This window comes from Paraflavitalea soli, assembly GCF_003555545.1.
Classification (GTDB): Bacteria; Bacteroidota; Bacteroidia; order Chitinophagales; family Chitinophagaceae; genus Paraflavitalea; species Paraflavitalea soli.
Window position 1 is genome coordinate 4,602,052 of sequence record NZ_CP032157.1, and the last position, 22,444, is coordinate 4,624,495.

Annotated in this window: 14 protein-coding genes; 4 read left to right on the forward strand and 10 right to left on the reverse strand. The window is 46.0% G+C overall.

Annotated elements, in window-relative coordinates; genetic code table 11:
* Positions 1-31: 31 nt before the first annotated feature.
* The 7 genes from D3H65_RS17135 to D3H65_RS17165 form a co-directional block, all read right to left on the reverse strand.
* Complete coding sequence (locus D3H65_RS17135) at positions 32-790, reverse strand: glycosyltransferase family 25 protein (protein WP_119051474.1); 759 nt, start codon at positions 788-790, stop codon at positions 32-34.
* 9 nt (positions 791-799) lie between these two features.
* Positions 800-1,507 (reverse strand): polysaccharide deacetylase family protein, encoded by a 708-nt coding sequence (locus D3H65_RS17140; protein WP_119051475.1) that lies wholly within the window; start codon positions 1,505-1,507, stop codon positions 800-802.
* 74 nt (positions 1,508-1,581) lie between these two features.
* The gene (locus D3H65_RS17145; RefSeq protein WP_119051476.1) at positions 1,582-2,442 is read right to left on the reverse strand and encodes a glycosyltransferase family 2 protein; all 861 of its coding nucleotides are present in this window, start codon (positions 2,440-2,442) and stop codon (positions 1,582-1,584) included.
* 225 nt (positions 2,443-2,667) lie between these two features.
* A complete protein-coding gene (locus D3H65_RS17150) occupies positions 2,668-3,744 on the reverse strand; it encodes a DUF4249 domain-containing protein (protein ID WP_119051477.1) in 1,077 nt (358 codons plus the stop codon).
* A 6-nt stretch (positions 3,745-3,750) separates the two neighbouring features.
* On the reverse strand, positions 3,751-6,288 hold the full coding sequence (locus D3H65_RS17155) for a TonB-dependent receptor (protein ID WP_162915685.1): 2,538 nt from the start codon (positions 6,286-6,288) through the stop codon (positions 3,751-3,753).
* Positions 6,289-6,393: 105 nt separating this feature from the next.
* Positions 6,394-7,392: a FecR family protein gene (locus D3H65_RS17160; RefSeq protein WP_119051479.1), complete on the reverse strand. Its 999-nt coding sequence runs from the start codon at positions 7,390-7,392 to the stop codon at positions 6,394-6,396.
* A gap of 52 nt (positions 7,393-7,444) precedes the next feature.
* On the reverse strand, positions 7,445-7,993 hold the full coding sequence (locus D3H65_RS17165) for an RNA polymerase sigma-70 factor (protein ID WP_119051480.1): 549 nt from the start codon (positions 7,991-7,993) through the stop codon (positions 7,445-7,447).
* Between the two features lie 91 nt (positions 7,994-8,084).
* Between D3H65_RS17165 and D3H65_RS17170 the strand changes: the two genes are divergently transcribed.
* The 4 genes from D3H65_RS17170 (at position 8,085) to D3H65_RS17190 (ending at position 14,911) form a co-directional block, all read left to right on the forward strand.
* Entirely contained in the window at positions 8,085-8,813 is a 729-nt protein-coding gene (locus D3H65_RS17170; RefSeq protein WP_162915686.1) for a RagB/SusD family nutrient uptake outer membrane protein, read from the forward strand.
* A gap of 1,147 nt (positions 8,814-9,960) precedes the next feature.
* The gene (locus D3H65_RS17180; protein ID WP_162915687.1) at positions 9,961-12,951 is read left to right on the forward strand and encodes a sensor histidine kinase; all 2,991 of its coding nucleotides are present in this window, start codon (positions 9,961-9,963) and stop codon (positions 12,949-12,951) included.
* Complete coding sequence (locus tag D3H65_RS17185) at positions 12,948-13,703, forward strand: LytR/AlgR family response regulator transcription factor (RefSeq protein WP_119051484.1); 756 nt, start codon at positions 12,948-12,950, stop codon at positions 13,701-13,703. The genes D3H65_RS17180 and D3H65_RS17185 overlap by 4 nt, the downstream gene beginning before the upstream one ends.
* 137 nt (positions 13,704-13,840) lie before the next feature.
* Positions 13,841-14,911 (forward strand): T9SS type A sorting domain-containing protein, encoded by a 1,071-nt coding sequence (locus D3H65_RS17190; RefSeq protein ID WP_119051485.1) that lies wholly within the window; start codon positions 13,841-13,843, stop codon positions 14,909-14,911.
* Between the two features lie 76 nt (positions 14,912-14,987).
* On the opposite strand, the gene D3H65_RS17195 is transcribed toward D3H65_RS17190, so the two are convergent.
* The 3 genes from D3H65_RS17195 to D3H65_RS17205 form a co-directional block, all read right to left on the reverse strand.
* Positions 14,988-18,116 (reverse strand): ligand-binding sensor domain-containing protein, encoded by a 3,129-nt coding sequence (locus tag D3H65_RS17195; protein WP_162915688.1) that lies wholly within the window; start codon positions 18,114-18,116, stop codon positions 14,988-14,990.
* Positions 18,117-18,161: 45 nt separating this feature from the next.
* Entirely contained in the window at positions 18,162-21,266 is a 3,105-nt protein-coding gene (locus D3H65_RS17200) for a sensor histidine kinase (protein ID WP_119051487.1), read from the reverse strand.
* Between the two features lie 85 nt (positions 21,267-21,351).
* Positions 21,352-22,002 carry a response regulator gene (locus tag D3H65_RS17205; RefSeq protein WP_119051488.1) on the reverse strand — a complete coding sequence of 217 codons (651 nt, stop codon included), beginning with the start codon at positions 22,000-22,002 and terminating at the stop codon, positions 21,352-21,354.
* Between the last annotated feature and the right edge of the window lie 442 nt (positions 22,003-22,444).

Consider the following 22,444-nt stretch of genomic DNA (forward strand, 5'->3'; position numbering starts at 1 on the left):
CTCCATACGAAATGTTACAAAATTGAGAATACTAGGATGTAAGGGAACGAATTTCGTACCTGGCGGTGCGCTGGTTAAATAATTTGGGCATGGTGATATATCCCTTTATTTTTTCCAAGGCGATGGCATAGGACAGGAGGTTATCGGCGTTGTAAACTACAGGAGTTTGCTGTTGCAATAGTTTTTTGGCCCCTTCGAGGGTAACACCATAAGCATGGGTACAATCATGAAAACCAGCTTTGGCAATATGCTTTGACAAAGGACGGGGATAATAGTTGGAAAAAATAGCCCTGGACAAACGCAACGAAGTATGGAAAGGGAATGTCATATAGTACAACCGCTTGACGGTTTGCTTCCAACCGAAGATCTCGTTGCCTTCATAACCGAGGTAAAATACTTCCCAATCGTCCGGCAGTTCCTGGGTGAGTTGTGGGAAAAGGGGCAGGTTTTCTGCTACTGGAAAAACATCGTCTTCCAGGATCAGCACCCTGTTGTATTGATTGGCAATAATTGATTCATAAATTTTTACATGTCCCAATGAACAGCAAAGCATGCCGGGATTCATTTCGGGTTGTTTCTTATAAATACCTGTATACGCAGCCGAATCGTATATGCCTTGTTGCTTCATCGATTCCATGCTGATCTCTTCCTTATCTATTCCATAAAAAATTTCGTAGTTCAAGCCGTTTAGTTCGCGCGTAAAAAGCTCAATCCTGTCTTTCAGACGGGGCAAGGTGAGTATATAAATCTTTTCGAAATAGGAGTTAAAAGCAGAAAAGTCTCGATCCATCGGCTAAAGTTACCCAAACAAGGTCTTTCCTTTGCGCAGAAGGCGTGTAAATTTTTTAAAATTGTTTCCACCCTGTATATCAAGCCGTTGAATAAGCAAAGGATGTCTGAGGGGAAGGGCATTCAAGCGGTTGCCGATGCGGAATGCAGCCACGATCTGGCTATTGGCCAGGGTTAAGAGGAACTGCCGGCGCTTTGCTTCATCTTTTTTGGGGTAAGCGCCATAGGGAAAAGCCAGGCAGGGCTGGAAAGAGATGCCCATTTCGGTGAGGGCATTTTTGCATTGGAGCAGGTCGGCTGTGATGGCATCATTATCGAGGATCTTGTAGCTTTTGTGGTCAAAGGAGTGCAGGCCATACTCTACCAAACCGGGATCCATGGCCTGGATATCTTCCAGGCGCAGGTAGGTGGAAGCTTCGTGGCCGGCCCGGGTGGCTTCCTGGCGAAGGAAAGCCGGCACCAGGAAAATATTGGCTTTTATGCCATATTTTTCAAAAAGAGGGTATGCGGTGGTAAAATTATCGCGGTAACCATCATCAAAACTGATCAAAATGGGTTTTTCAGGCAGGGGTGTACTTATCAGGATATGGTTTACCAGGTCACTCAGGCCGATGGAATGATAGCCTTCCTGTTTCAAATATTGCAACTGGGCTTCCAGGCTATTGACGGGAACAGTAAGGGGGTCGGCATTTCCATGAGCACAGACCTTATGATACATTAAAACTCTCAAGGGATGCGGAGCAGCGAAATCCAAAGTTCTTCTTTTGAATGTGGGATAAGTTGTTCAACTAATCAGGCGTACACGGTATCCGGTATTATGACAGGTCTCTTTTCCGGCTGCTTCAATTCCTTCAATTTTACATATTTCAAAAAATGATAGTAGGAAGCAAAGACTGACCAATAGAATCCCTTCATTCCGTTGAGGCAGTTGCGTTCCAGGAGGTAATATTTAAGGAAGTTAAAAGGCAGGCCGAACAATACAGCCAAGGCTGATTTATTTTTGCCTTTACTATAGGATATCCCGGAAGACAGGGTTGAGTAGCGGTTAAGCTTTTCAATACATTGATGGATGCTGGTATAGCTATAATGCAGAATTGTATGTTCCAACTTTTTGATGGGTCCATCCACATGAAAGCTTTCATGCACCCTATCGGCTGTGACGCCGCCTTTTTCCCTGTTAAATAACCGTATAAAATGGCGACCGCTTTCTTTTCCGTAGTGGAACTCTTTGTCCAGGAAAACCATGTTCATGGGGAACGAAAAACCGGCGTAGGCAGTATTGGGATTAATACTTCTTATTTCCCTGATCAAATTATCGGTAGGAATTTCATCGGCGTCGATACAAAGCACCCAGTCGTTGGTAGCCCTCGAGATGGCGAATTGTTTTTGGGAACCATATCCGTCGAAAGTGCGGGAATATACATCGGCTCCGAATTCCCGGCAAATGGCCACGGTATTGTCGGTGCTATAGCTGTCTACTACCACAATTTCATCACACCAATACAGTTGTGACAAGGTTTTGCGAATGATCTTCTCTTCATTATAGGTGATGATGACGGCACTTATTTTAAGTTCTGTGGGAGTGGGGGTTTGCACCTGCACTACAATTCCCGGAATACTTCCGGCTACCGGCGAAAGCTGAGAATAGTTCATAAAAGAATAAAATTTAGGACTTACGGTAGTAAAACAGGCGTTAAGAGGATACCCCTATGGGAGGGGGAAAAAATAATTTGGGGAAGGTAAAAAGGCAACGAGGCAGCAAGGCAAAAAGGCATCGAGAATGCTTCGATGGGCTTTGGTAGATCAGGGTGAGCCGCCCTTTGAAGGCGACCCACGCTTTAGACGCCTTCGACAAGCTCAGGCTAACATTAGCAACGCTTACCAAAGCTTGTCGAAATAGTAGATACGTTCGCGCCTGGCCGATCCGCCAAAAATACCCAGGCCTTTGCTGATATTGCCTGTGGGGGATGGTAGCTGATTGGCAGGAATAGCACCAAAATCGGACTTGTATTTCTCATATTCCAGTAGGTAATCAAACAATTCTTTGCTGGCAGCCTTGAATTGAATGCGAACACGCCCTTTTTGAAGGGGTTCGGTGGCCACAAAGAATTGCTGATCCACATAGAATTTTATGGTATATGACTGTCCGTTGAAGGTTTTGTCTGTTAAGAACAGGCGGCGGAATGGGTTGTTGATGTTGTCGATCCGGGCATTTTCGGTATTGGCATCCTGGGTAAAGAGTTCCAGGCGCAAGAATTTGTTGATCGATATGGTGTCATTCAATAGTTGTACGCCGGGTGTATTTTTGACAGTTTCGTATAGGCTTTTTCCCTGAGGTGTATTATAATCATACCGCACCCCGCGGTAGTAAAAATAACGTCCCTGTTTCAGGAGTTCCTTGACGCCTTCCACAATGTAATAGTCATCTTTATCTGCCTGATCCTGAAACGTGATGCTGACGGCCAATACCTTTTTGCCCTGGTGGGTTTCATAGCTGGTATCCACCACTGTCCATTTGGGCAATGGTGGAATATAGGTGGAGCCGGTTACCACGCCCATAGTAGGATGCTTGACCTCAATGGAATAATGGGTGTTGGTCTTAAACCGCTTCCTGTTGGTGAATATGGTGGTGGGATTGGAGGCATATTGCCAGGCATAGCTGGGTTGCAATATCCAGGTACGGCTTTTTTCCTCGGTGAGGGTAACGGTAGCATCGTTTACTTTTTCAAACCTTATGAGGCTGCCACTGCCTACCTTAATAGTTTTCCCCACGGGTACTTTAACAGAATCGCCCGCAGATATTTCGGCCAATACCACCAGGTGATCATCTTCAAACTGGCTGGATGTAAAACCTTTTTTGCAGGCAACAGCAGCCAATAGCAATACGATCATCAGCCACCAACAGTTTTTGCCGGGTATCTGATTGAAACGAACTGGTGATTGGCTTGTATGCATATTGTTTTAAAAAGCGAATGTATAAGAAATATAAGGGGTGATCTTAAAGAACTGGTATTGGGTGGTTACCACCAGCGAACGTTTTCCCATGGTACCTTCCAGGTCATACACGTATTGATTGGGCGATCCATAGATATTGTAAATACCCATGGTGATCCTTGATATTAACCGGGCGGTATGCTGTTGTTCATAGGTAGCCGCGAAATCCAGGCGATGATAAGGCAAGGTACGGTATTGATTGATGGCAGATGAATGGTAAATGAGCCGGTATTCTTTGGGTGAAAGGGGATTAAAGATCTGCTGGGCGTCGTCAAAATCAGGATAACCCCTGTCTGGCAAGGTAAATACATCTCCTGTAGAGAATGTCCAGAGTGTGGAGAAGTTCCAATGCTTGTTAAGGTGGTAGGTAGCAGCCGCATTGAGGCTATGCCTGCGATCGTATTTAAAGGGAAACTTCTCATCATTGTTGATGCCTTTGAACTTACGCCAATTCCAGGAAAGGGTATATCCCATTTGAAAGTACCAATCGTCGGCCGTTTTCTCCAGTTTAGCTTCCAGGCCATAACACCATCCTTTGCCTGTTTGAACATTTTGTTCCCAGTCGGCGGTATTTAAGAAGAGGTTTTTGCCTTCCACATAATTGGTCACATTTCTCAGTTCTTTGTAATACACTTCGGCTGACAGGATCAGCTTTTTCTTGTTGCGGAAGGTGTATCCCAGGTTTACCATATCAGATTCCTCCGGCCCGAGGGAACTGGTACTGGGCACCCAGGCATCGCCATTGATACCCAGGTAGGGGTTGGTGACCAGGTGGAGGTATTGGGTCATGTGGTTGTAGGAAAAATTAAGCTGGTGCTGTTTATCCAACCTGTAGGTGGCGTACAAGCGGGGCTGCCAGGAAGTATAATCAAAACCATTGTTGGTGAAATGGGATACGTGTATACCTGGCCGCACGAAGAATTCCTTATCAGGCCTGATCTCATTTTCAAGAAAGAAGACGAGCTCGCGGAATGAGATGGGCGGAAAATCGGTGAAATCTTCGGGCTTGTCAAAAAACTCGGTGGATATATTGGAATCGAAGGGCCTCACTTTTGTAAAGTTGGCTTTAGCGCCGGTAATAAACCGCAGGGTGTTGGAAGCGGTGAACTCCAGCCGGGTCTGTGCATTGATCTGCTCAATGGATGAGTACGTGTTGTAGACCCTGTTTTGCATGGAAGCGCCGGTACTATCGTATAAATTGTAGCGGAAGCCTGCGATATTCTTGTATTCGCTATAATTGACAGAGGTATTGATGAATGCTTTAGGCCCCAATAACCTGTTCCATCCCAGGGAGGCGGTACGGTTTCCCCAGCGTTGTACATTGTTGGTATAATCGCGGTGAAGGGTAAGATCATCCTGGCCCGCATATACATGGAGCATCAGTTTGTCTTTCTTTCCCAGCCATTGGGTGTATTTAACATTCAGGTCATAAAAGTTGACGCCAATACCCGAGTTCATTACATGCAATAAAGGGTTGATCCAGCTATGCCTGAAAGAAAGCATGATGGCAGCACGGTCTTTTTTGATAGGTCCTTCGAGGGTGAAAGATCCTGCCAGTACACCTGCATTGGCTTCACCTTTCCATTGCTGCATATTGCCATCCTTGGTAACTACGTCGATAACGGAAGATAATCCACCACCATACCTGGCAGGGAAATTACTTTTATAGAGATTGAGTGTTTTAACAGCAGATTTATTGATGATAAACAGGGTACCCAGGAGGTGGGTAGGGTTGAATACTTTATTACCATCGAGCAGGAAAACATTCTGATCGGGACTGCCGCCTCTCACGAGGAGGCCATTGGTTATTTCCGGAATGTTTTTAATGCCGGGTTGCATGTAGAGAGAACGGATGGCATCGGGCTCACCCAGGAACATATCCTGCACTGCTTCTGCACCATGGGATATGTTCTCGGCACTTTGACCAGGCTTGCTTTCGGCAGAAATAGTAACAGCCTGGATATTGCTTTTGGGTTCGAGGGTAAGGTCGATCCTGGTATTTTCGCTCAGGTCTACTTCCAGTTTCCGGGTATTGTATCCTGCGTAGGAGATGAACAGTACCTGTTTTCCTTCGGGCAACACTAAAGTATAATGACCAAATGTATTGGAAAGGCTGCCTTTTTGGAGGGAAGGATGCCAGATGGTAGCGTCTGCCAGGGGCTCTCCACTTATGGCCTCTTTGATAAGGCCATATATTGAATAGTGGGTAATGAAGAAGTCGGCCGGCAGGGGGACCGGTGAGGGAATCAATATGATCTTATTGTTTTTCTCCAGTATGCTTACATTCTGGTCTTTGAGCACCTGCTGCAGGACGGCGCCCAGTGTATTGGGAAAACCTGTAAGGGATATTACTTTTGCGGTATCGAGGTTATTGGAGGCATATTCAATGACAACTTTACCGCTGTGGTTGATATCATCCAGAAAATCTTTAACAGTAGCTTTTTGAAAAGAAGGAATATAGGAACGTATGGCAAAAACAGACTTCTGCGCCCATGCCATATGCATACAGCAGCATAGCAAGACAAGTATGCAAATGGCTCTTTTCATTCAGTAGTTCCTGTGCAATTCAAATGGTTGGGGCGTGTGCAGAAAACCCAACAAAGGAACTATTTATTTCATATAAAATACAACTTTGCCGTCTTCTTTTTTCATGGCCAAACCCGTAATCAGCCTGATCTCTTCCAGGGCCTGTTCTACTGGTTGGTTGTTGAAGCGAACGGTAACTGTAAGGGCGGAGATGGCTGCTTTCTGTTGAGTGTCAATTTCCAGTGGCACTTCATAGTAATCCTGCATCTCCCGGAGCACTTTTTCCAGGGGGGTATGATTAAAGTCAAGGAGGCCTGTATTCCAGGCAATAAAATTGGAATCGGAGACCTGGCTTTGCAGGAATTGATCATTTTGTAACAGGGTACGCTGCCCGGCAGAGAGCTCGACCTGTCTGCCGGCCTTGTGTTTGCTGCTAACGCTCACTTTTCCGGACATTACGATCACTTCGTCGCTTGCGTTGTTGGCTTTTACTACGAAAGTGGTACCCAAGACTCTTACGGCAGCCTGGCCGGTAACTATAACAAAAGGTTGATGTTCATTTCTTTGCACCTTAAAATAGGCTTCTCCCGACAAGCGGACAAGGCGTTCTTCGCCATCAAAATGAAGGGGGTAACGGATGGTAGCGCCTTTCCGGAGCAGGACGGTGGAGCCATCGGGCAGCTGTAGTGACTGGTTATTATTGGCTGCTGCCAGTTCCTGCCAGGAAGTACGGTAGTGATTCCACAGGTAACCTCCTATAATAAAGATGGCTAAAACGGCGGCCGCTACGGCGAGGCGCTTGCGGTAGAGGGAAGAGAAAAGGGTGATGGTGCGGGCGGGCGCCGGGTTTTGCCCGACAGGCTGCATACCTGCTTCCACCTTGCTCCAAGCCCGGGAGGTATCAAAGGACTGGTCGGCGGTGAGGCGCATACTTTCCTTCCACATGGTAACCAATTCTTCATATTCCTGCCTGTTGGAAGGGTCCAATGCCTGCCATTGCTGTAACTGCTGTTTTTCTTCGGCAGTAGCCCGGCCACCAAGCTCTTTGGCAATAAGGTTTAGTATGTGATCACCTGGACTCATTGTTGTGGTTATTGTTAAGATAACATAAAAATGCCGTATACCCCTACCCTGCTCAGAAAAGAAATAATAAAGCAAGGGCTGCCAGGCAAACCTGCTTACCCCTGATATAGGACCGTAATATCCTGAGTGCTTTGCCCATGTGGTTCTCTACAGTCTTGACAGATATATCCAGGGCTTCACTAATTTGTTGATAGGTGAGGTCGCTTACACGGCTCAGTACAAACACTTCCCGGCACTTGGGGGGCAGGTTTTCCATCGCCTCCTGCAACAGGGCATGGTAATCCTTTCCGGTATCCATTGCAGGGTTTTTCTCTATGGGCATTTCTGCCACTTCTTCGCCCCGCAGTTCACTTATTATGTGCTTTTGTCTTTTTTCGAGGAAACTCAGGCAATTGTTGCGCACGGCGCCAAACAAATAGAAATTCAGGCTGTCTGTACCGATCAAATCCTGTTTTTTCTCCCAAACCCGCAGAAAAGTCTCCTGCACGATGTCTTCACAGGAGTCATACTCCTTTACCAGGGTATACGCATACCGGCATAGCGGTTCGTAGTACTGATAGAAAGCCTGTTGAAATAACTGGTATTTATTCGGGTCTTGCATGCAACCGTAAATAGGAATGCCTGCGTGAAAATACCATAAATGGGGGAAATGTAATTTATAAATTGGTATACGTAAAAATAGCTATGCCTATTTGCAATTGACCATTTATTTTGGTTCCCTGCCTGCACAAGAGTGGCTATTGCTGCGTACGCCCCGGGTAACGCAACAAGAAACTTACTCCTTTATTGAAGGACTGCTGTCGGCCAAGGCTGACCTGCAGGCAGCCAACCTTATCAGCCACCGATCTAAAATATCTGTAGCAGGTTGCCAGGCATTACTGGCACGTTTGAACCTGCAACAAGGAAGTTTTCAGAAAGCGCTTGATCTTTCCAGCAGCGCCATTAATGATTATAATAGCTCGCTGGGCAGCGGCAACACAGTATTTACAAATACGACCAGCCCGGAAGTGATCTGGGCCTCCTCGAATCAATTGAACAGTCCGGAAGTGGGTTTCACTTTCAATAAGGGAACTATTCTGCCTGAAATCCGCCTGGCGGAAATGTTGTTGATCAATGCAGAAGGGGCGGTGGAACTTGGACAGCTATCTTCGGTTGTCAGGGACCGTATCAATCCGCTTCGCGCCCGTGCAGGATTGGCTGCTATTACGGCCACGGACCAACCCACCTTGCGTACGGCGGTGCAGGAGGAATGGAAACGTGAAATGGCCCGTGAAGGAATGCGCTTCTCTTCGCTGGCACGCTGGCATAAGACGATGCCGGAACTGGGACCGTTGGGATTTGCACAAAAAAACCGGTACCTGCCGATACCACAGGGTGTGCTGGACTGGAATTTTAACCTGCAACAAAATCCAGGTTACTGATGAACTTCGAGAAGCTACTCTGCTCAGGGTGAGCCGCCTTTGAAAGGCGACCCACCCTGAGCATAAGGCGGCCCACCCCGGCCCCCTGGCTTCAATAAGTGTCGTAATACAATCAAGCCTGGTCTTAATAAAGATCCTTTAATAAACAAGGTGCTTCCACAGTAAGGGGCACCTTGTTTCGTTTTAAGGTACTTCTGTGTTTTTGTATCAGGGGCGCCAGCTGCCCTCCCAGTCTCGGCGAAAAGTGGCTGTTTTGGCGTTTGTCGCTATTAGCATACTCTATCCATACTGAAGGTATACTGAAGCTATGGAGAAGCCATACTGAAGGGATGCGGATTTAGGATTTGGGATTTAGAATTTAGGATTACTCCGTGCGTTGTACTTTCCTTCCTGTTGGTAACTGGCTGATCTTTTTGTTGGTTTGGCATTGCCAGGCTTCCTTCTCTGTCATCACAGCCTTCAATAGCTCATAGCAAACATAAAACATAGGCTTAGGCAAATGCAAATTTGATTTTGCTGCTCCGGTAATTTTAATAACAAGATTAAAAATGTGTAGAAAAACAACCGTTTCACGCCAAAACAACCACAATCAGCCAACAGCAGACATTTTAAATTTGGAAACGGGTATACCGGTGTTGTATGTTTGTTGTGAACAGATCGACTGTGTGGACGGGGCCTCTAAGCATGGTTGATAGAAGAAGAAGTGTTGTGCAACACTTGGGAATACAGGCTACGAGCTTTGAGCCTCGAGCTTCGAGCGATGAGTTTTGTTCCGTTGTTTTGTGAGTTATTGGTTGGCTGATGGTTATACTATCAGCTGAGGGCTATTGCCACTGGCTATTATTGTTTCTGTACCGATTGACATCTCCGGTGAACGCCAGCCACCTATTACAGTGAGATGGAGATCGGAATACGAAGAGAGACGATGGTCAGGATTTGGAGGGTAGTTTTAGCGATCAGCCGTCGGCCGGTAACCTTGTTCATTCAACTCTAATTTTTAAAACTTTAAAATTGATCATATAGGATAGAAAAAGCAATCCTACCACGATAAAGAGGCTGTCTCTCTTGTTTGCAAAACAAGGAGATGGCCTCTTTTATTAGCACTTGCCAGCTGTCAGCTTCTTTTCTGTACATTTGGCAGGTATATATGCATCCATTATCGACCGCTGCCTTATTGTATGATCGGGGAAGAGACGTTGCCTACCGCCTGTGGGTAGCTGCCAGGAAGCCCTGCTTACAACTCCTGCTCTATTTCCTTTTATACTATTGCTGCTTTTGCGCGGGGGCAGTTGCCCAGGATTATAATTACCGTAATTATGATGTGCAGCACGGCCTGGCAGGCTCCACGGTTTACAATATGTACCAGGACACAGAAGGGTTTATCTGGTTTGCTACCGAAACAGGTGTCAGCCGGTTTGATGGTACCCATTTTAAAAACTTTACGGTTAAAGATGGCTTGCCCGATAATACTATCGTACGCATCTTTGAGGACTCCCGGGGAAGAATATGGCTGGCGCCATTTACCAATTCTATTTGCTATTACTACAAAGGGAAAATTTATACATCCCAGAATACGCCTTTATTAAAGCGAATTGTGTTGGATGATTATGTGGGCCCCCTATTTGAGAATAAAAAGGGAGAGGTCATTGTCTATGACGGTTCTCATATCTATCGTATCGACATAAATGATTCGTTACATCTTATTCCCTATGCTGCTGGATTTCCCCCAAGATCCCTGATCAAAGTAAGCGAAAGCAGTTCGGGCGGTTACTTTGCCATGTACACGCATAACTTGTACAAAACCAATACCCAATCCTATACATTCCTGGCTAATCTTGCCACCAGCTATGGTGGCGTCGATAACACTATCTTTACTGATAAGTGGTGGTGCTGGCAGAGAACCCGGGATAGTCTGCATGTACAGTCAGCCTTCTATCACCTCAATTACAACATGGCAGTTCCTTCTGTCAATTCACTCTATTGTGTCAATGACAGCATTATTTGCATTAATACGGCAAAAGGTACCTACCTCCTTAATTTAATGCAGGGAAAGGTTGAAAAAAGGTACCTCCCCAACAAAAATATCAGCAGGTTCCTGATGGACAAAGATGGGGGACTATGGTTCTCCACCTTTAATGATGGTGTATATTACCTTAGTTCTACCGCATTCAGGAATATGCAATATGAAGTGGCCAAAGGGCAAAACCTGGGCGTTCATGATCTCGAAATTGGCCCGGAAGGGATCTGGGCTGCTTCGGACATGGGTTATCTGCAATGGCTGCGGAGGGACTCGCTGCAGGCACTATGGCTCAGCAAGGCATTTAAGCAGGCATTTCAAGGATCCGCTTATTGCATCGCCCGCAAAAACAATGTAATGGCAGTAGGTGTGGAATTCTATGTATTCCTGTTCGACGGCTTTTCACCCATCAAAAAGGTGACCGGGATCAATACTGTCAAGGATTTGGCCTTTATAAATGACCAGGAACTGATGGTGGCGGGCTCCAATAGCCTCTATTCCCTGCGGCTGGATAATGATACATTTGAGCGATATTGGATGGGAAGAACCACCAGTTTGCTGTACAGGAACGATTCCACCTGGTTTGGTGCTTCCGATGGCCTGTATTTGCTGAAACCCGACAAATCGATATTCTATTTTGGTTCCATTTCCCCCCTCTTAAAAAATCGCATTGCTGCTATTAAGGAGGGGGCGGACGGCACTATCTGGATAGCCACCTATAGCAAAGGACTGGTAGGGTTAAGGAACAATCAGGTAAAATACCACATCACCGTAGAAGATGGCCTCAGCAACGATGCCAGCCGGTGCCTGGCCATGGATGGAAAGTACATATGGGCCGGAACAGCGAATGGCCTGAACAGAATCCGGGTTGATGCCGGCCTGGCCAGGGTTGACAACTTCCTGGCGGATGGGGTAGCATCGGACATGATCAATGCCGTACTGGTGGTGGGCGATACCGTGTATGCAGGCACGCCGCAAGGGATCACTGTTTTTGATAAAAACAACGCCTTGCCTGCGTCTGTATGCGATCTTAAAATGCTTGGCATTAGCCTGAACGGAAAAGAAACAGCCCTTACAGATAATATCCAGCTGGATTACGGCAACAACAATATTCGACTGAATTTTGTGGCGATTTCTTTTTCTTCGGCCGGCAATGTGGTGTACAACTACCGGTTAAAGAATTTAGATACTACCTGGAAGACAACTAGCCAAACCTCCCTGGAGTTCGTATCCTTGCCACCAGGGCAACATGAACTGGAAATATATGCCACCAATAAATTCGGCATCAACAGTAGTATCCACAGGCAGTTGTTCAGCATATTGCCGCCTTTCTGGCAAACAGCCTGGTTTGTTATTAGCTGTATTATAACGATTGTTACAGCTACCTGGCTGGTGGTTGCTTACAGGAACCGCCAGGCTCGTAAAAAAGAAGCTGCCAGGCTGGTGGTAGAAAAACAACTGCATGAATTGGAACAAAAGGCCTTGCGGTCCCAAATGAATCCACACTTTATTTTCAACTGCATGAACTCCGTGCAGGAATTTATTATTGACAAGGATATCGCCAGCGCCAATAAATACCTTACCAAATTTGCCAGCCTGATCCGCCAGACCCTCGACAACTCCTTTCATTCGTCCACCACATTGGCCAGTGAAATTCAATACCTTACTACCTACCTGGGCCTCGAACAAATGCGCCATAAAAACATGTTCAGCTATAGTTTACAAATTAGCCCGGAACTTCAACCCGAACTCGTTACCCTGCCGGTAATGCTGCTCCAACCCTACGTAGAAAATGCTACCTGGCATGGTATGCGGAGCGGCGATAACCCGGATGGACAAATTGACATTCACTTTTCCACAACGAATAACGTGCTATATTGCACGATAACCGATAATGGAATAGGCAGGGAAGCTGCCCTGGTAGCCAAAAAGGACAGCCAGGTGCAATATCAGTCAAGAGGAATGCAATTGACCAATGAAAGGATCAATTTGATCAACAGCCATGCGGGGGTTGCAATTACAATCGATATAAAAGACCTCAGAGACGAAGCAGGTAATGCTGCAGGCACAGCTGTAACCATTGGAATCCCATTTACCAGTAACCGACATGAAACATCATGAACAAGATCAGCTGTATCATAATTGATGACGAGGCGCGTAATATAGCCGTGCTAAAAAAGCTGATCGGCGAATATTGCCCCTTATTGATCGTCGAAGGTGAAGCCACCAATGGCGCATCAGCCCTGAAGATGATCCAACAACTGCAGCCACCCCTGGTATTCCTGGATGTTGAACTGTATAAGACCAATGCTTTTGAGGTACTTAACCAGCTGCCGGAAATTGATTTTGAGATCATTTTTGTTACTGCTTTTGAAAAGTATGCCCACAAAGCATTTCGGGTCAATGCCGTGGATTATCTGTTAAAACCCATAGACATTGATGATCTCCAGGCCGCTGTCAAAAAAGCGATTGAAAGGATACAGGGAAAACAGGGCAGTGGAAACGCCAACATCATTATCACACCTCACCTCAACCATGCTGTTTTTTCCAAAATAGCATTGCCTACCCAGCAGGGATTATCTCTCTACAATGTGGATGATATTGTTACCTGCACCGCGAAAGGAAGGTATACCTACATCGATTTCATTAAAGATAAAAGCATAACCGTAACCGGCACACTGAAAGATATAGAGGGGAAATTACCACCCGCCATTTTTTTCAGGATTCATAATTCACACCTGATCAACCTGAACTATGTAAAAAAATACTACAAAGGAAAGGGTGGTTACGTAGAAATGATCAATGGCCAAAGCCTGGAAGTCTCATTCCGCAAACGGGATGAATTCCTCGACCGCATCCGGCCTCAATCTTAAAGCACTTATTACCCAAAATACAGCAGTTATTCCTGAAAAGGGTACGCCTATTAACTATACATTTTATCTACTATCAGCTATCTCTATTTTAGCATTCGTTTTAGGTAACCTTATCAAAAAAAATAAAACTGAATTGTATGAGTAATTTATTACGCACTCGTGCTATTATCTGCCTGTTTGCATTGCAAGCAGCAGCCCTTCCTCTACTAGCCCAAAACTGGTCACTTACGGGCAATGCAGGCACCAACCCAGCCACTAACTTTATTGGAACAACGGATAATACACCCTTGCTATTCAGGAGCAATAATATACCTCGGGTGTCTCTTACTTCCTGGCAATATGGTGGCCTGGAAGTGGGCTCTACTACTATACCAAGCTATCTCACAATTGCAGGAAAAGATGTAGTAGACACGATAATACCTTTCACCATTAACGGTAATATACTTAATCAAACCTGGGGAAATTCTGCAGGGCAGACGATGGGAAGATTATTGCGTTTTAACCAGGGCCCATCTATGGCATCAGGCTGGATAAATTTCTATGATGCGGGTATCGGACAAGACACCTGCTTTTTCATTACTAATCATTCTGTTCCTCCTGCTTTTGGCAATGGCGTGATCCGCAAGAGAATGATCGTTATAAGCCCTCAGGACAGGGTGGGTATCAACCTCGCCGGAGATGCTATAGGAAATGGCGCCGTACCCACGGCGAATTTTCATACCAATGGTACGGTTCGTTTACAAAATCTCCCTTCGGGCACAGGCGACCAGTTGTTGATTGACAAGGATGGAAATGTTTATCGCGGTAGTGGACGAAAAGAAGATAGTTCGGCTTTCTCCATCAACAATCTCTTAGCAGAAATTGTATTGCTGAAGGAAGAGCTGGCTGCATTAAAAAACCAGGTAAATGGTATCAAAAACGGAGGTATCAGCCTGATCATACCAGACGATAAATCCTTATCGCAAAACAGCCCCAATCCTTTTAGCAAATCGACAACGATCAAGTATTACCAACCTGTGGCTGCCACATCAGTGATCCTGATCATTGCTAATCTGCAAGGCAAAATGGTACAGCAATATAATTTAACGGGCAAAACAGATCAACAAGTAGTCATTTCTGCAGGGGATCTGCCTTCAGGTACTTACCTGTACAGCCTCCTCGTAGACGGCAAGGTAACGGATACCAAAAAAATGATATTGGCCCGCTAGCAACTGTTGGGTACGAACATGTAAAAATGGGTTGCCTGACCGGCAACCCATTTTGGGTTAAAGAGGAAATCTTACATTAATGATCGGGACCGGGAGGAAAAACAATGGTCACGGTAGTTCCTTTTTGAAAGATACTTTCGACAGCAATATGGCCTTTAAGCTGGGCCACAAAATCGCGTACGATCCTGTATCCCAGGTTGCCGGTGCTATCTGTTGCAAAGAGGTTCTTTTCATCTTCCAGCCGGCTTTGCAGCACCTGCAATTCTGTATAGGTCATGCCTTCTCCGGTGTCTGCCACTTTAATGACCAATCGATCGGACGCATCCAGGTACCCCTTTAAACTGATCTGGCCATTCTCTGTGTGTTTATTGGCGTTATCTACCAAGTTGTGCAATATTATTTTCAACAATTGCTTGTCTGTCCACGCACTGATATCGGCTGTTATCTCCATTTCCAGGGAGTTCTTATTCCAGTTGAGCACATTACGGAAAAATGTTTCAGCCTCCTGGAACAGCTCCTTCACATATACATGTTCATAGCGCATCCTGAACCCCTCCTGCTGGGTGGTGAGCCATATAAGGAACTCTTTGGTAAAGGTATCGAGTTGGTCGGACGACTTTTTCAATTCCGCGGTAAGGCTGGTAAGCGACTGATTGTTGCCCGCTATCAGGGCATTGTGTAACTGGTTGCTGAGCATATTCATAAACCGCAGGGGAGAACGAATATCGTGCAGGATCACAGAAGTGAGTTTATCTTTCAACAGGTTGCTCTGGTGAAGGCTTTCTTGCGACACTTTTAATTCTCCCACGGTGTGTTCCAATTGCTGCACAGTAATGGCCTGCTCCTGTGTTCTTTGTTGTACCTGCTGCTCCAGGTATAGTTCTCTTTCCTTTGCTTTTTTGGCCTTCTGCTTGTGGAGGGAATAAATACCCGCTGTGATGAGCAGGATCAGCATCAGCAATAGCAATAACCTGAAAGCCACGGTTTCATAAAAATGGGGAGTTATGAAAAATGGCAGTGTGGCGCTGGTATAATCATGGGCACCAAATCCACTGCGCAGACGGACCTCCAGGGCATAGTTACCAGGTGGAAGAAAATTGATAACGATGGTGTTGTCTGCAGGAACGGGCGCCCATAGTTTATCGACTCCGGCGATCCTGTATTCGGGAAAGAAATTGTCGCTATTGCCAAAGAATGGGGAAGATATGCGGAAACTCATTTTGTTGGAGCCGGCCCGGAATACGAGTTTATCCTGGTAGCTGATCTCGCGGGCATCTTCCATGATCTTGTCGATGTGAATGGCTTGTACGGGTAAAATGGGCTTTACCAGGCGGGGATCGAACCATACCAGGCCTTTCATGGAGGGAAGGGAAAACCTGCCATCCTGCAAGCGGATGCCTACGGGGCTGCTGCCGCCATTAAATTCATTGGTGCCAAATCCATCATTCTTATCATAATAATGATAGTATACCTGCAGCTCATTGTTACGCACCCAGGCTTCCAGTGAGGCTTTTGACGCCTGAAACAATCCTTTGTTGGTTGGGATCCAGAAAAAACCGTTGTCGTCTTCCATAAAACAATGGGCAGTAGCCAGGTTGTGGTTCCTGTCCTGGGGCAAGGCAATAAAACGTCCATTCCTGTAGGTATAGAACCCCTGGCCATAGGTACCGATCCAGACAGAGCTGTCCTTAGCGCGGTATATATGGCGTACATAGTTTTTGGCCATTTCGGGAATGGCGGTCAGGGAATTGGTTCTTTTATTGTAGGCAAAAAGACCTACAGTAGTACCGATCCAGATGCAGGTATCATTTAAAAAGAACATGCACTGGGAACGATCCAACGGGGTATAATCTGCATACAGCACTTTCAGGCGCCCACTGTCTATCCTGGCAAGGCCATTGTTGGTGCACAACCAGATGGTGCCCTTATCATCCTGCTGCAGGCTTTTGAGGTGTGTATCCTTCACCAGCCATCGTTTCTGCTCCTGTAGCTGGTTGTTCATACAAAAGAGGGTATCCCCTCCCATAAACCAGATGTGCTGATCCCTGTCTTTCAACATGGTATTAAATACCTGGAGATTGTAATTATAGACCCTTTGGACTGTATCCTTTGAGAACAGCAAACCATTGGAAGTAAATACCTGACCTGGTTGTATTTCGAGGGTGGCTGCAAAACTATTTTCCATCCCCTCTTTGTAGCTCCTTACAACAAAGGGTTGTTCCCGGATGATATAAAATCCATTGGTACTGGTTAGAAAGAAGTATAGTTTATACCTCTCTGAATAACAGATATGCCTGGCCAGGGGCAATGGCAGGTCCTTCAACAGCAGGGAGGCTGTTACAGTCTGGCCATCAAACTGAAGCGCGTATAACTTATTGTTACATTGGAGGAAAGTACCTGATCTGTCGGAACAAAACCTGAGCTGGTTTAAGTCTATGTGTTTTTTCCCTGCAAAGGCAGGCAATATTTTTTGCAGAGAGAGGGTAATAGCCGTCTTTTTTCCATGCTGATAAACGCGTATTCCACCTATGGAATCGATTGCAAAGAGGGTGTTTTGAATATAGAAATGGGCCCTGTCTTCCAGGTCGTAGTAATCTACCGGTGAGAAATAACCATCCTTAAACCAGGAGATATCGTGCCCGCTTACAAACCAGGCTGCCCCATTGGCGTCGCTGTAAAATTCGTGCATGGGCAAGTAATGCTTTGAAGCACGCACCTCTGTTATTATCCTGGTAGAATCCTCTTTGCTTGCAAAATATTTCCGCAGGTCGAGGATATAGCCATGCTGGCTCATCAGGAAATTATGACGGGCTTTGAGCCCTGGCACAGGTAGTATAGCGCCATTGCTGTCAATAACGTGAACGCCTGCACTTTCATCGGCAAAAAATACTTTGTCTTGGGATACTGCATTGAGTGAATACAGTCTGTCGGAGGTAAGGGAAGGCACATTGCCTGTATAGAAATGCCGGAAATCCCTCCCATCAAATTTTATCAAGCCGAACTGAGTGGTAAACCAGCAATATCCTTTCAGGTCTTCAAAAAAGCCGGTCACATCGTTGGAGGGTAAACCGTTTTCATCATTGTAAGGCATTACATAATAGCCTTTGAAGGATGGGGGTAACTGCTGCCGGGCCATGACGCCGGCGGGGAGTACCATGAAAAGGTATAATGTGACAAGCTGGCAAAGCCGCTGAAATAATTCCATAGGCATTGGTTGGTATAAATATAATTCAAAGCCCGGAAAAACGGGTTATAATATGGGAAGCAGGATGGTAACTGTGGTTCCCGTCTCCAACGCACTCTCTACTATAATATGGCCATTTAATCTGGCAATAAAATCCCGGATGATCCGATAGCCGAGGTTGCCGGCCCCATCGGTTACGCCCAGGCTGCTTTCATCTTCCAAACCTTTTTGCAAAGTGTGTAATTCGGAGGTGGTCATACCCCTTCCGGAATCGGCCACTTTGATGGACACCTGATCTTTATCAATGGCTGTTACGCTTAATCGAATAGTACCATTGTCAGTATGTTTATTGGCGTTGTCGATGAGGTTGTGCAATATGATCTTTAACAGCTGCCGGTCGGTCCAGGCACTGATATCTTCTTTTCCTTCTATTTCCAGGGTATTGTTGTTTCCGCTAAGGACATTGCGGTAAAACTCTTTGGCCTCGCGGAACAACTGAAAGATATCTATGTACTCCTTTCGCAGTTTGAATCCGGTTTGCTGGGTGGTGAGCCATACCAGGAATTCGCGGGTGAATACGTCCAGCTGATCAGAGGATTTTTTAAGTTCGGCGGTCATAGCAGCAAGGGCCTGGGTATCGCCGGCGGCAAGGGCCCCGTTCAATTGGTTACACAGCATGTTCATAAATCGCAGGGGCGACCGGATATCATGGAGGATGATGGTGGTAAGCCTGTCTTTCAGCAGGTTGCTCTTGTGCAGGTTTTCTTCCAGTTCTTTCAGTTCGGTTACCGTACGTTTGAGTACCTGTGTCCTGTCTGCGACCTGCTGTTCCAATATTTGGGCTCTTTCCTGTTCGTCCCTGATACGGTTCTTATGGTACCTGGAAATAACAACTGCGATCAATGCAAGGGCGATCAGGGTAGCTGCCAATTTGAATACCAGTGTTTGATAAATATAGGGGGCAATGGAAAATGATTGTTCCTGGGTTGTATAGGCGCCTGGCCCAAATCCATTGCGCAGGCGAATTTCGAGGGTATATTTCCCGGGCGACAGGTAATTGATTGGGATTGAATTATCAGCTGCTACGGGTGTCCATGACTGATCCACTCCTTTGACCTTGAATTCAGGGACGAAATTGGCTGTATTGCCAAAGAAAGGGGAGGAAATATGGAACCTGAACCTATGGGAACCAGCAGGCAGCCTGATAGGACCGGTAAATTTTATTTCCTGTGTATCGAGGGCTACCCGGTCTACCTGGATCTTTGCCATTGGCATGGCGGGCTTTACCTGCTGCGGCCTGAACCATACCATGCCTTTCATGGAAGGAAGGGAGAAGGTGCCATTCTGCAGGCGGATACCCACTGGACTGGAGCCACCGTTAAACTCATTGGAGGCAAAGCCATCGAATTTGTTGTAATAATGGTAATAGACTTCCTGCTCTTTATTACTCAGCCAGCCCTCCAGGGCTGATCTGGCCACCTGGAACAATCCTTTATTGGTGGGTATCCAGAAAAAACCGCTGCTATCTTCCATAAAGCAATGGGCTGTTGCCAGGTAATGGTTTTTATCCTGCGGCATTGCTATAAAGTGACCGTTCCTCCAGGTATAAAATCCTTGCCCATAGGTGCCGATCCAAATGGTGCCATCTGTTGCCCGATACACGTGCCGCACATAAACGCCACGCATTTCACGGTGGGGGGTAATGGTATTTCTTTGGAGATTATAAGTAAAAAGGCCGATGGTAGTACCAAGCCAGAAAGAGGTATCATTTAGCATGAACAGGCATTGGGTACGTCGGAGGGCTTTATTATCACGGTACACGAAACGCATCTCACCGTTATCAATCCTGGCCAGGCTGTTGCTTGTACAATACCAGATTGTTCCTTTGCTGTCCTGCAGGATGCTGGCCAGGTCAGTATAAGGTACCACCCAATAATTCAATGGCTGTAACCGGTTATCCATACAAAAAAGGGTATCCTTCAACAGTATCCAGATGTGTTGATCCTTATCTTTTAGCAAAGCATTGCTGCCTACATAATCCAATGGATAACGACGGAAGGCAGTGTCTTTTGAAAAGATCACGCCATTGGTTGTCAATACCTGCATGGGTTGTATTTCTACAGCGGCAGTAAAATTATTTTGAATACCCTCCTTATCCAGGAAGCTACGAACGGTAAATGGTTGTTCCCTTACGAGGTAAAAACCATTGGTCATGGTTCGAAATATATAAAGCCTGTGGCGCTGGGAATAGTAGGCTTCTGTGGACAGGGGGATGCGCAGATCGTGCAGGAGTAAACTGGAGTGCAGGTTTTGTCCATCAAAACTGAGGGCCCAAAGCTGTCGCTGGTATTGCAGAAAGGTACCTGTTGGGTTGGAGCTGAACTTCAGTTGATGGAGATCGGGCTGTTTGTCTCCTTTCAGCGCGGGCAACAGCGTCTTGAGGAAAAAGGTGGCTGCTGATCTTTTACCCGCCTCATATAGGGTGATCATTCCTGCGGGGTTTACTGTAAACAAGCTCTTCTTTATCCGGAAATGGGCTTCCCGTTCAACATCATAGGCATCTACGGGCAGAAAATGTCCTTGTTGAAAATAGCTGAGGTGCTTCCTGCTCAGGAACCAGGCATTTCCGTTGGTATCGGGGTAGAACTCATGCATGGCGTGGAGGTATTCAGGGTCTGTCAATACCTTCATGATCCTGACTGAATCTTCGGCCTTCCTGAAATAGGGGCGCAGGTCAAGGATAAAGCTGTGTTGGCTCATCAGGAAATTCTGGCCTGCGCGCAGGCCCGGCATTGGTTTTACCTGGCCTGCTGCATCTATCATATGAACGGCCTTGCTCTCATCGCTAAAGAACAGGCTGTCGGTGGAGCGGCCGTTGAGTGAATAAAGCCTGTTGAAGGTGAGGGTAGGTACATTGCCTGTATACCAGGTCCTGAACTCTCTTCCATCAAATCTTACCAGACCAAACTGGGTGGTAAACCACAAATAGCCCTGGTGGTCTTCAAAAAACCCGGTGATGTCATTGGAAGGCAATCCTTGCTCATCATCATAATGGGTGCAGTGGTGGGTATCAAAAGATGGAAGTGGCTGCTGGCGGGCTGAAAGGCGGCCAGGGCATAGCAGAAAAAGGTATAATGTGGCAAACAAGCCATGCCAGGGCAATGATCTCATAGGCACCAGGATGCATCAATAAAAATTAAGGCTTACATAAAAAGGATTGGGCTACGAAATGCCTGTTTGGCAGAATGGTTGACTGTTAACTTTTAGCGCCTGAACTGGCATTGGCATCATACAACCGGGCCAGGTCTGCCAACTGAATAATATTCTGCACGCCCAGCTTTTCAAAGATATGTGCTTTATGGGTACCAACGGTTGAGGCGTGCAAATTGAGTGATTCAGCGATGACGGATACAGAATCGCCCCGGGTAAGCCGCATGGCCACATCAAATTCCCTGTTGCTGAGTTCATCAAAAGGATTTTCTTTCTTTTTCTCCAGGGCGTCCATGGAAATGATCTGGGCCAGTGCAGGACTGATATAGCGGTTGCCTTTCAATACGGTCCAGATGGCTTTTTTGATCTCCTCTTCGGGTGATTCTTTATTGAGGAAACCTTTGACACCCATTTTTAGAAATCTCCTGCCATACCATTCTTCGGGATTCATGGTAAAGATGAGGATGTTGAGATGGGGAATGGCTGTTGACAGGTAGCTGATGAAGTCAATGGTATCGGTACCAGGGATGTTTACATCGAGAATTACGAGGTCGTAGGTATTTTTTTTAAGCAATGCCACGGCTATCTCTCCGCTTTTTGCTTCATCGATGGCGGCCGATGGAATTTCCTGGCGAATAAGAAAAGCAATGCCCACTCTGATAATCGAATGGTCGTCAATGATTAGAATTTTAGCCATGGTACTTAGGTAATGCTATACAAAAATATGTAATGCAAGAGGGTTTTTAGTGGAAATATCAGCATTTATAGGTCAAATAACAACGAAATTTATGTAGTGTTTTTTCTATTACTTCAATAAATGATGGTTATTTCTCTTAAAATTGTAGCGGTCCTAAATTGTCATTAGCTCTAAATCAAGCGTTCTAAACCTAATTTAACCGGCGATCTAAGAGTTTACCCTATAGTGTATTTTCTAAATAATAGTAGTGATCATACGATGCTGATGAAAACTGTACAAACTGCTTTACATTTGCACCTGACCGTTTGAATTGCACCCCGGCAACTGCCCTTTATCTGTTCCTTTCCTTTTACCCCTGAAAGCTTTTACAGCTCCAGGCGGGTTGGTTCACAAAAAAATAGTAGCATTCCAAAGCATTAAGTTATTCGATGAATAAACACGG